We start from the raw sequence: 9,803 nt of genomic DNA, 5'->3' as shown, positions 1-9,803 counted from the left end.
CTGTATCAACAGAAATCCCCACATCTGCAACTTTCATAGAAGGAGCATCATTGATCCCATCTCCCATATAGCCAACAGCATGACCATTAGCCTTAAATTGCAAAATAATCCTCGCTTTTTGGTCAGGAGAAAGTTTGGCAAAGACTGTTACCTCCTCCACAGCTTGGGCCAATTCTTGATTACTCATCTGATCAATTTCAGACCCCAACAGCATCTGATTGATATCCAAACCAACCTTTTCACAGACTGCTTGGGTAACTTTTTCGTTGTCTCCCGTCAAAATCTTTGTTTGAACCCCATGTTCTAACAGAGCCTTAATTGCTGGTGCTGCAGATGGTTTAGGAGGATCTAGGAAGGCTAAATAACCAGTTAGAATCATATCCCCTTCGTCATCAACTGTATAGGCATGGCCTTCCCTCAAACCTGACTTATAGGCCACTCCCAAGACACGCAAACCTTGTTGATTTAGTTGTCTGACTTCTGCTAAAATTTCTTCTCTAATAACATCTGTCAAGGGAGTAATCACTCCTTGGTATTCCGCATAACTGGAAATCGTCAACATCTCCTCTAGGGCACCCTTGGTTACCAAACTAACCGTTTCGTGTTCATCCTTAACGATAACACTCATACGTCTACGTTCAAAATCAAAAGGAAGCTCATCTATTTTTTGAAATGTTTGAGACAGATTTTGCAAGAGGGTGTGTTCTTTGGCTTCCTTTTCAGTCCGTTTGATGATGGCTCTGTCCATCAAATTTTTCAAGCCCGTTTGAAAATAAGAATTGAGATAAGCTCGTCTCAAGACGGTCAAATCCAAGCGTCCGTGGATGTCCAAGGGATATTCAAGGACAATTTCGTCTTGGGTTAGAGTTCCTGTCTTATCTGTACACAAAATATCAATCGCCCCTAAGTCCTGTATGGCATTGAGCTTCTTGATAACCACTTTTTCCTTGGCCATAATGATGGAGCCTTTTGCTAGACTGGCCGTGATAATCATAGGAAGCATCTCAGGTGTCAATCCAACACCAACACTCAAAGCAAATACGCCAGCTTCTAACCAATCTCCATCTGTCAAGCCATTAGAAAGAAACACGATGGGCACCATGACCAGCATCAAACGAATCAAGAGCCACGAAATACTATTCATTTCTCGCTCAAACGAAGTAGGTTCGTCATAGGTGTTCAAAGTCTGCTCAATGGCCCCCATCATGGTATCATCACCAACCGCCAAAACCACGGCCTTAGCACTACCAGACAAGACATTGGTTCCCATAAAGGCGAGCGCTTCTGCTTCCAGCAGACTATCAGATTGTTGAACTGTTGCCTTGGTCAAGGCCAATTTTTCAACCGATTCACTTTCACCTGTCAAGCCCGACTGTTGTACAAAGAAATCGCGCGACTCAAATAAAAGAAGATCTGCTGGAATCATGTCTCCAGCGCTTAATTTAACCACGTCACCTACTACCAAATCATCGATAGGTACTTCTTGGATTTCTCCTTGACGAATGACAGTCGCTGTATTGACAATCATTTTTGATAGATTGGTCGCAGCCTTATCACTACGGAGCTCTTGAATAAATCGAATTCCACCAGAAATGAGGACTAGGACAACGATGATAATAGAAGTCGTTGGATCCTCTTGACCTGGTTTTGCCAACCAAACATTGGTCACTAAAGATATAGTAGCAATGACAAGCAAGATAATTGTGAAAGGATTGATAATCGATTCGTAAATCTTTTTCAAAATCGAATCTTCTTGACCTTTGGTAATCATATTTTCGCCATAGAGACTACGATTTTTTTCGACCTGTTCCTCAATCAAGCCTGTTAGACTTGTCTTATAAAAAGATAGAGTTTCGTTTAAAGATGTATGAATAGCTGTTGCTAATCTTTCTTTTGTAGTTTTCATTGGTTTCTCCTATCTGTATGAATGATGTGTTTCATACACAGAGACCAATCACTTTATAAGGGCAGAACGACACAAATCAGCGATTGGCTGTGTATGTGCGGTTCCGGATGATCGTCAATTTGCATCGTCTATCTCCTTTCTTTGATTTAAACAGTAGAAAATCCTACCATCAAAAAATGGCAGGATTAAAAAACTAACTATCTGTTTTTTCGTTCAAGCTTTAACTCCATAGGGCAATGTAATGAGCTTAGTCTTAGCCTTCGCGACCAGGACTGTTGACCAACGAGTAGTGTCTCCACTGCTTTGCGGTAGTCATCCGTATCCCTATGGTAGCCTCACCTACCGTTTTCGTATTTCAGTATAAACCTTTAAAATTTAAAAGTCAATCATTTGAGTTGTTTGAGTCTTAAATAACTATCAACTCTTTTGGAGCTAGGGTCAACAATTCACAACCTGTCTCTGTAATCAGGATATCATCCTCGATACGAACACCATATTTACCTTCAATATAAATACCTGGCTCGTCTGTCAAGGCCATACCTGCCTTAATAGTTTCTGTAGAAGTCTGGCTAAAGTAAGGCTCTTCATGAATATCCAGTCCAATACCGTGTCCGATACCGTGGGTAAAGTAGTCGCCATAGCCTGCTTCGATGATAATATCACGAGGAATTTTGTCAAAGTCACGGAAACCTAATCCTGCTTTAGCCTGGTCAATCAAGGCTTGATTGGCTTTGAGAACCGTATTGTAAATCTCTGCCTGCTCATCACTGACGTGTCCCAAGTAGATAGTCCGGGTCATATCACTGACATAGTGGTCATAAAGGCAACCGAAGTCCATGGTAATGGCTTCTCCTAGCTCAACTTGTTTGTGCATAGGATGAGCATGAGGTTTGGAAGAATTGATACCGCTAGCTAGAATCGTATCAAAAGACAAGCCAGATGCTCCCAACTCCCGCATACGGAAGTCAAGGAAGTTGGCAATTTCAATTTCAGTCTTTCCTGGCTTGATAAAGTCAAGCGCATCACGGAAAGCTTGATCTGAGATAGAACAAGCCTTGCGAATAGCTGCAATCTCTGCCTCATCCTTAATCATTCGAAGACCTTCAACAAACTGAGTTTGTGGAAGCAAGTCAATTCCTTCAAAGGCTGCCTGCATACGGTGATAATAAGAGACCGAAATCTCGTCCTCAAAACCGATTCGAGACAAGCCCATGTCCTTAACAATGCCTGCAATGACAGCCAATTCATCACGGTCAGCCACAATCTCAAAACCAGTGGTTTCTTGCTTAGCTGCAATGATATAGCGAGAGTCTGTCACCAAAACCTGACGGTCACGGCTGATGAAGATTGTCCCATTTGACCCCCAAAAACCAGTCAGGTAATAGACGTTTTTGAGATTATTAATGATGATGCCATCTAGTTCTTTTTCTTGCATTTTAGCGAGAAATGCTTGCACACGTTTATTCATGATGTAACTTTCCTTTCAAATACTGTCCTGTGTAGCTGGCTTCATTAGCCGCTACTTCTTCTGGAGTTCCTGTTGCGATGATGGTTCCACCACCGACACCGCCCTCAGGTCCCAAATCAATAATATGGTCTGCTGTCTTGATAACATCCAGATTGTGCTCAATAACGAGGACTGTATTGCCATCGTCAACAAAGCGAGCTAAAACCTTGAGTAGGCGAGCAATGTCCTCTGTATGAAGCCCTGTCGTCGGCTCATCCAGAATGTAGAAAGATTTTCCTGTTGAGCGTTTGTGGAGTTCGCTAGCTAGCTTCATACGCTGGGCTTCTCCCCCAGAAAGAGTAGTAGCTGGTTGCCCTAGAGTTACATAGCCCAGCCCCACATCCTTGATTGTCTGGAGTTTGCGCTGAATTTTGGGAATGTGTTGGAAAAATTCTACCGCATCGTTGACCGTCATATCCAAGACCTGCGAGATATTCTTTTCCTTGTAGTGAACTTCTAGGGTTTCACTGTTGTAGCGAGTCCCGTGGCAGACTTCACAAGCCACGTAAACATCTGGCAAGAAGTGCATCTCAATCTTGATAATCCCGTCACCTGAGCAGGCTTCACAACGACCTCCCTTGACGTTGAAACTGAAACGCCCCTTTTTGTAGCCTCGAATCTTGGCTTCGTTTGTCTGGGCAAAAAGGTCCCGTATATCGTCAAAAACTCCTGTATAAGTAGCCGGGTTAGACCTTGGCGTTCGTCCGATTGGACTCTGGTCAATATCAATCAAGCGGTCTACATGCTCAATTCCTGTAATGGTCTTGAATTTACCAGGTTTGTCTGAATTGCGGTTGAGCTTCTGGGCAATAGCTTTTTTGAGAATGCTATTGATTAGGGTCGATTTCCCTGAGCCCGACACACCTGTCACCGCAATGAATTTTCCTAACGGGAAGCGAGCCGTGACATTTTGCAAGTTGTTCTCACGCGCTCCTGTCACCTCGATAAAACGACCATTTCCCACACGGCGCTCTTCTGGTACTGGAATGGCACGTTTCCCTGACAAGTACTGGCCTGTGATAGACTTGCTGTTGCGAGCAACCTGTTTTGGCGTACCTGCGGCAACAATCTCCCCACCAAAAACACCGGCACCGGGACCCACATCAATCAGATAATCCGCCTCACGCATGGTATCTTCGTCGTGTTCCACCACGATGAGAGTATTCCCCAAGTCACGCATCTTTTTTAGACTGGCAATCAGGCGGTCATTGTCCCTTTGGTGGAGCCCAATCGAAGGCTCATCCAAGATATAGAGGACACCTGAGAGGTTGGAACCAATCTGGGTCGCCAAGCGAATACGCTGACTCTCTCCACCTGAAAGGGTACCTGCCGAACGTGACAGAGTCAGATAGTTTAGACCCACGTTATTGAGGAAGGTCAAGCGGTCATTGATTTCCTTGAGAATGGGACGAGCAATGATGGCTTCATTTTCAGACAAGGTCAGCTGGCTCACCAATTCCAAGTGGTCTGCGATCGACAGGTCTGAAATTTCTCCGATATGTGGCCCTTGCTCGCCACCCACACGGACAGACAAGGCCTGGTCATTAAGACGATAGCCGTGACAGGTTCCGCAGGTCAGTTCATTCATGTAAAGGCGCATCTGGGTGCGGGTGTAGTCACTATTAGTTTCATGGTAGCGACGTTTGATATTATTAACAACTCCCTCAAAAGGAATGTCAATATCGCGCACGCCACCAAATTCATTCTCATAGTGGAAATGGAATTCCTTGCCAACTGACCCATAGAGAATCAAGTTCTTATCCTCTTCTGACAAGTCCTCAAAAGGCTTATCCATATCCACTCCAAAAGCTGTCATAGCCTGCTCTAGCATGTTTGGATAGTAGTTGGATGAGATAGGATTCCAAGGAGCCAAGGCTCCCTCACGTAAGGTTTTGCTGACATCTGGCACTACCAAATCAGTATCCACCTCCAGCTTGATGCCCAAGCCGTCACACTCACTACAAGAGCCAAAAGGAGCATTGAATGAGAAGAGACGAGGCTCTAACTCTGGAACAGTAAAGCCACAAACTGGACAAGCATAATGCTCAGAAAAGAGCAACTCCGAATCGTCCATGGTGTCGATAATGACATAACCTTCTGCGATACGAAGGGCAGCCTCGATTGAGTCGAAGAGACGGCTACGAATACCCTCCTTGATGACAATACGGTCAACCACGACATCGATATTGTGTTGCTTACTCTTAGACAGCTCAGGCACTTCGGTCACATCATAGACTTCCCCATCCACACGAACACGGACATACCCATCTTTCTGAACCTTCTCGATAACACTCTTATGTTGGCCTTTTTTCTTACGAATGACTGGTGCTAAAATTTGTAGGCGCTGGCGTTCAGGTAACTCCAAAACCTTATCCACGATTTGCTCCACCGAAGAAGCCTTGATAGCTCCATGCCCGTTGATACAGTAAGGCGTCCCCACACGTGCGTAGAGGAGACGCAGATAGTCATTGATTTCAGTCGTTGTTCCCACTGTCGAGCGAGGGTTTTTGCTAGTCGTTTTCTGGTCAATGGAAATAGCTGGGCTGAGACCATCAATAGCATCTACATCAGGCTTCTCCATATTCCCCAAGAATTGACGAGCGTAGGCTGACAAACTCTCTACATAGCGACGTTGTCCCTCAGCATAGAGAGTATCAAAGGCCAGACTGGATTTCCCTGAACCTGACAAGCCGGTCACGACAACCAACTTGTCTCGTGGAATCTCCACATCAATATTTTTTAAATTATGGGCACGCGCCCCATGAATGACAATTTTATCTTGCATCTTTGTTCTTTCTAGTCCATTATTGCTTACCATTATACCAAAAAAAGTGAGATTCTATTACCCAAAAGGCTGAATTTGTAGTATAATAGTACGGTGTGAAAAAATCTGAAAAATGAGAAAGGATAAGGGATATGAAACAAGTTTTTCTCTCTACAACAACTGAATTTAAAGAGATCGATACACTTGAACCGGGTACTTGGATCAATCTCGTCAATCCGACTCAAAATGAATCACTCGAAATCGCTAACGCCTTCGATATCGATATTGCCGACCTTCGAGCACCGCTCGATGCGGAAGAAATGTCTCGTATTACCATTGAAGACGAGTACACCCTGATTATCGTTGACGTGCCGGTCACAGAAGAAAGAAATAACCGCACCTACTACGTAACCATCCCGCTTGGTATCATCATCACTGAGGAAACCATTATCACTACGTGTTTGGAACCATTACCAGTCCTCGATGTCTTTATCAACCGTCGATTGCGTAATTTCTATACCTTCATGCGCTCACGTTTTATCTTCCAGATTCTCTATCGCAATGCTGAGCTTTACCTAACAGCCCTTCGTTCAATCGACCGTAAGAGTGAACAAATCGAAAGTCAACTGCATCAATCAACTCGTAATGAAGAATTGATTGAGCTCATGGAATTGGAAAAAACCATCGTCTATTTCAAGGCCTCCCTCAAAACAAATGAGCGTGTGATTAAGAAATTGACCAGCTCAACCAGCAATATCAAGAAATACCTTGAGGACGAAGACCTGCTTGAAGATACCCTGATTGAAACCCAACAGGCCATCGAGATGGCAGACATTTACGGAAATGTCCTTCATTCCATGACAGAAACCTTTGCCTCTATCATTTCCAACAACCAGAACAATATTATGAAAACTTTGGCCCTTGTGACCATTGTCATGTCCATCCCAACCATGGTCTTCTCTGCCTACGGGATGAACTTTAAGGATAATGAAATCCCCCTAAACGGCGAGCCAAATGCCTTCTGGTTAATCGTCTTTATCGCCTTTGCTATGAGTGTCTCGCTCACTCTCTATCTCATCCATAAAAAATGGTTCTAAGAGGAGTTCCTATGTCTCAGATTGATCTACAAAAATTAACCAAGAAAAACCAAGAGTTTGTCCACATCGCTACCCAACAATTCATCAAAGATGGGAAATCAGACGCTGAAATTAAGGCTATTTTTGAGGAAGTTATTCCTCAAATCCTTGAAGAGCAAGCCAAAGGTACGACTGCTCGTTCCCTTTACGGCGCACCGACCCACTGGGCTCATAGCTTTACTGTCAAGGAGCAATATGAAAAAGAGCATCCAAAAGAAAATGATGATCCAAAACTCATGATTATGGACTCAGCCCTTTTCATCACTAGCCTCTTTGCCCTCGTCAGCGCCCTTACAACCTTCTTCTCAGCAGATCAGGCTATCGGTTACGGTTTGATTACTCTTCTGCTAGTTGGACTGGTTGGTGGATTTGCCTTCTACTTGATGTACTACTTTGTTTACCAATACTATGGTCCAGATATGGACCGCAGTCAACGTCCACCTTTCTGGAAATCTGTACTGGTTATCCTAGCCTCTATGTTCCTTTGGTTACTTGTCTTCTTTGCAACAAGCTTCCTACCAGCTAACCTTAACCCAGTACTTGCTCCATTGCCACTAGCTATTATCGGAGCAGTTCTCCTAGCCCTTCGCTTCTATCTCAAGAAACGCTTGAACATTCGCAGCGCAAGTGCAGGACCAACACGTTATTAAGAGAATGATAAAAGCAACTGCAGGTGCGGTTGCTTTTTACTACTTTCTTGATTTAAAAGCATTCTTCTGAAATCCCATCGTTTTCTCTTATCTTTTGTGATAAAATAGGCTCATACTCAATGAAAATCAAAGAGCAAACTAGGAAGCTAGCCGAAGGCTGTACTTGAGTACGGTAAGGCGAAGCTGACGCGGTTTGAATTTGATTTTCGAAGAGTATCAATCTATTTCTAGGAGGGTGAGATATGATTTCTACTATTGGTATTGTTAGTTTATCTAGTGGCATTATCGGAGAAGACTTTGTCAAACACGAAGTGGACTTGGGTGTCCAACGTCTCAAGGACTTAGGACTTAATCCTATCTTTTTGCCCCATTCGTTAAAAGGCTTAGACTTTATCAAGGACCATCCCGAAGCGCGTGCAGAGGATTTGATGCAGGCCTTTTCTGATGATAGCATCGAAATGATCCTATGTGCCATCGGTGGGGATGATACCTATCGTTTGTTGCCCTACCTTTTTGAAAATGACCAACTAGAAAAGGTTATCAAACAAAAGATTTTTCTTGGCTTCTCAGATACAACCATGAACCATCTCATGTTGCATAAACTAGGTGTTAAAACTTTTTATGGTCAATCCTTTCTAGCAGACATTTGTGAATTGGACAAGGAAATGTTGCCCTATAGCTTTCACTACTTTAAAGAATTAATTGAGACTGGAAGAATCTCAGAAATCCGCCCTAGTGACGTTTGGTATGAGGAACGAACTGACTTCAGTCCCAAGGCCCTAGGAACACCTCGTGTCAGTCATGCAAATACTGGTTTTGACTTGTTGCAAGGAAATGCCCAGTTCGAGGGAGAAATCCTTGGTGGGTGTCTCGAATCCCTCTACGATATCTTTGACAACTCTCGATACGCAGACAGCACGGAGCTCTGCCAAAAGTACAAACTTTTCCCTGACTTGTCAGACTGGGAAGGAAAAATCCTCTTGCTAGAAACAAGCGAAGAAAAGCCTAAACCCGAAGACTTCAAAAAGATGTTGCGGACTTTGAAGGACACTGGAGTATTCGCGGTCATCAGTGGACTCTTGGTCGGAAAACCTATGGATGAAACTTTCTATGACGACTATAAAGAGGCACTACTGGATATCATTGACAGCAATATCCCGATTGTCTATAATTTGAATGTCGGCCACGCAACTCCAAGAGCAATTGTACCCTTTGGAGTTCACACCCATGTAGATGCAAAGGAGCAAGTCATTCGCTTTGACTATAACAAAAAATAAATAGTTTCTCTATTTTTGTGCTTTTGTATTGGTTTTCGTTACAATTTGTATCTGAATTTATTGCATTTCGCTAATTTCTATGATATCCTTTTGAAGGAGGTGTATATGACAAAACAAAAAATTAATCGAATCGTAGGTTCTATTGGTGCCTTTATTGGAATTATAGTATTTATTGCCTACATACCTCAGATTATCGCTAATTTACAGGGAAATAAAGCTCAACCATTTCAACCTTTATCAGCTGCTATATCTTGCTTAATCTGGGTTATTTATGGATGGACAAAGGAACCTAAGAAGGATTGGATACTAATCATTCCAAATTCAGCTGGTGTTATTTTAGGTGGAATCACTTTTTTGACTTCACTCTAACAAATCTAATAGTATATATAAAAAGCTGGGAAAAGTTTCTCAGCTTTTTTCTATATTCTCAGATATGCTAGTTACCTGTACACACTAATTCCTGCTTTTCCATTCACAATCATTCTCGTGGTCATCAACCAAACCTGCAGCCTGTAGAAATGACAAAACTGCAACAGGCCCCGTAAACTTAAAGCCTCGTTGTA

8 protein-coding genes and 1 riboswitch are annotated in these 9,803 nt (G+C 43.2%); of the genes, 4 read left to right on the top strand and 4 right to left on the bottom strand.

From position 1 onward, the window contains the following. From mgtA to uvrA, 3 genes are all read right to left on the bottom strand, one after another. Positions 1-1,906, bottom strand: a 1,906-nt coding sequence (gene mgtA / locus QZ565_RS06045; RefSeq protein ID WP_295526938.1) for a magnesium-translocating P-type ATPase, incomplete at its 3' end; no start/stop codon positions are given. Positions 1,907-2,103: 197 nt separating this feature from the next. Then, a riboswitch (M-box (ykoK) riboswitch) is annotated at positions 2,104-2,255 on the bottom strand. A gap of 57 nt (positions 2,256-2,312) precedes the next feature. After that, the gene (locus tag QZ565_RS06040; protein ID WP_295526935.1) at positions 2,313-3,374 is read right to left on the bottom strand and encodes a Xaa-Pro peptidase family protein; all 1,062 of its coding nucleotides are present in this window, start codon (positions 3,372-3,374) and stop codon (positions 2,313-2,315) included. After that, the gene (gene uvrA / locus QZ565_RS06035; RefSeq protein WP_295526933.1) at positions 3,367-6,198 is read right to left on the bottom strand and encodes an excinuclease ABC subunit UvrA; all 2,832 of its coding nucleotides are present in this window, start codon (positions 6,196-6,198) and stop codon (positions 3,367-3,369) included. The genes QZ565_RS06040 and uvrA overlap by 8 nt, the downstream gene beginning before the upstream one ends. Positions 6,199-6,329: 131 nt before the next feature. Between uvrA and QZ565_RS06030 the strand changes: the two genes are divergently transcribed. The 4 genes from QZ565_RS06030 (at position 6,330) to QZ565_RS06015 (ending at position 9,609) form a co-directional block, all read left to right on the top strand. Next, on the top strand, positions 6,330-7,274 hold the full coding sequence (locus tag QZ565_RS06030; RefSeq protein WP_000815623.1) for a magnesium transporter CorA family protein: 945 nt from the start codon (positions 6,330-6,332) through the stop codon (positions 7,272-7,274). 11 nt (positions 7,275-7,285) lie between these two features. After that, on the top strand, positions 7,286-7,963 hold the full coding sequence (locus tag QZ565_RS06025; protein WP_295526930.1) for a DUF1129 domain-containing protein: 678 nt from the start codon (positions 7,286-7,288) through the stop codon (positions 7,961-7,963). Between the two features lie 242 nt (positions 7,964-8,205). Further along, a complete protein-coding gene (locus QZ565_RS06020) occupies positions 8,206-9,240 on the top strand; it encodes a S66 peptidase family protein (RefSeq protein WP_295526927.1) in 1,035 nt (344 codons plus the stop codon). 105 nt (positions 9,241-9,345) lie between these two features. Continuing rightward, the gene (locus QZ565_RS06015) at positions 9,346-9,609 is read left to right on the top strand and encodes a SemiSWEET family transporter (protein ID WP_000166114.1); all 264 of its coding nucleotides are present in this window, start codon (positions 9,346-9,348) and stop codon (positions 9,607-9,609) included. Between the two features lie 84 nt (positions 9,610-9,693). On the opposite strand, the gene QZ565_RS06010 is transcribed toward QZ565_RS06015, so the two are convergent. After that, positions 9,694-9,803 (bottom strand): DNA-3-methyladenine glycosylase I (locus tag QZ565_RS06010; protein ID WP_295526941.1); only part of this gene is annotated, 110 nt, incomplete at its 5' end.

The organism is uncultured Streptococcus sp. (genome assembly GCF_915066115.1).
In the GTDB taxonomy this organism is placed as follows: domain Bacteria; phylum Bacillota; class Bacilli; order Lactobacillales; family Streptococcaceae; genus Streptococcus.
Note: the sequence above shows the minus strand (reverse complement) of the source record. Positions and strands in the feature narration are given on the sequence as shown.

What these genes read in the sequence shown, in the direction of transcription:
- QZ565_RS06015 (WP_000166114.1), top strand. Translation starts at nt 9,346, where the DNA reads ATGACAAAACAAAAAATTAATCGAATCGTAGGTTCTATTGGTGCCTTT.
- QZ565_RS06025 (WP_295526930.1), top strand. Translation starts at nt 7,286, where the DNA reads ATGTCTCAGATTGATCTACAAAAATTAACCAAGAAAAACCAAGAGTTT.
- QZ565_RS06030 (WP_000815623.1), top strand. Translation starts at nt 6,330, where the DNA reads ATGAAACAAGTTTTTCTCTCTACAACAACTGAATTTAAAGAGATCGAT.
- uvrA (WP_295526933.1), bottom strand. Translation starts at nt 6,198, where the DNA reads ATGCAAGATAAAATTGTCATTCATGGGGCGCGTGCCCATAATTTAAAA.
- QZ565_RS06020 (WP_295526927.1), top strand. Translation starts at nt 8,206, where the DNA reads ATGATTTCTACTATTGGTATTGTTAGTTTATCTAGTGGCATTATCGGA.
- QZ565_RS06040 (WP_295526935.1), bottom strand. Translation starts at nt 3,374, where the DNA reads ATGAATAAACGTGTGCAAGCATTTCTCGCTAAAATGCAAGAAAAAGAA.